This is a genomic window from Micromonospora sp. URMC 107 (assembly GCF_051386315.1).
Taxonomy (GTDB): Bacteria; Actinomycetota; Actinomycetes; order Mycobacteriales; family Micromonosporaceae; genus Micromonospora.
In genome coordinates this window covers 1-1214 of the sequence record NZ_JBPQTK010000279.1, presented here as the reverse complement: position 1 = coordinate 1214, position 1214 = coordinate 1, and the positions used below count along the sequence as shown (strand labels likewise).

The 1214-nt window shown below is 72.6% G+C and carries 1 protein-coding gene; it reads right to left on the bottom strand.

Translation table 11 applies throughout. The features are described 5' to 3' along the window. Positions 1-145: 145 nt before the first annotated feature. Entirely contained in the window at positions 146-1078 is a 933-nt protein-coding gene (locus ACSNN9_RS28495) for a ParA family protein (protein ID WP_436676394.1), read from the bottom strand. Positions 1079-1214: the final 136 nt, after the last annotated feature.

The following is a 1214-nucleotide window of genomic DNA, read 5'->3' as shown; positions in this document are numbered from 1 at the left end:
TCGCCGACCTGGTGGCCGGGCGGGGGCGCGTTGACCGGCACCACCGCGAGCCGGGCCCGCCCCTGCGCCAGGGCGGCGAGGTCGGCGGCGGGCAGCGCCCGGAGCAGCCCGGCCACCAGGTCGGCGACGTCGCGGGCCGGGTCGGTCACGCCACGGTCCGCTCGGGCTGGAGGTGGTCGAGGAACTCGGTGGCGAGCTGGCGCAGCTCGTCGCGGACCGCCGGGGTGGCGATCCGGTCGCGGAGCACCACCGGCACGCCGCGCGGGGTGTTCGTGGCGAACGCGGTGACGTTCTCGCGCAGTGGGGTGGGGAAGACCGGTAGGCCGAGCGCCCGGACCTGGTCCATGTAGCCCTGATGGGCGGCGATCGGCCGCTGCGCCATGAGCTGGATCATCGTGAACACCACGCCGGCGACGTCGGGGGCGACCTTGTGGTGCCGGCGCGTGGTGGCGAACCGGCGGGCGTCGGCGTTGTACTGGTCGACCAGCTCCCGGACGTTGCCGTGCAGGTAGTCGATGCCCAACGTGGACAGGTAGTCGGCCTTCGCCGGGATGAGCAGGTGGTCGCTGGCGATGATGGCCGACTGGGTCACCACGTTGAAGTTCGGCGGACAGTCGATCAGCACCATGTCGTAGCCGCCGAGCGCGTCGTCGTGCAGCCCTTCGGCCAGGGAACCGCGCACCCGGAACAGCTCGGCGTCGTACTCGTCGCCGTCGGCCACGGCCCGGGCCAGCGCCAGGTCGATGTCGACGAGCTGGAGGTGGGAGGCGATCAGGTCGAGCCGGCCCGCGCCGCTGAGTCGCGCGTTCGCCGGGCCGGGGGAGACGACCAGCTCGCCGAGGGTCGTCGCGGGGGTGTCCCCGCGCAGGCCGTCGTACCAGCGCTTCACGGTACGGCCGTCGCGCAGCCGGTCCCGCCAGTCGTCGGGGTCGTAGAAGCCGAACGTGAGGCTGGCCTGCGGATCGAGGTCGATGAGCAGGACCTTCATCCCCCGGTTGGCCAGCTCGGCGCCGAGGTTGGCGGTCACGGTGGTCTTGCCGACCCCACCCTTGTAGTTGATCACGGACACGACGTACACCGGCACCTCCCCAGACCCGGAACGGTAGCGGGCCGACGATCCGGCGCGGCACCCCCTCCGGCCCCCCGGTGACGACGCGTCGATCATGAGGTTGGCGGGGGGAAATGCCGGAGTCCGCGCCGCCAACCTCATGATC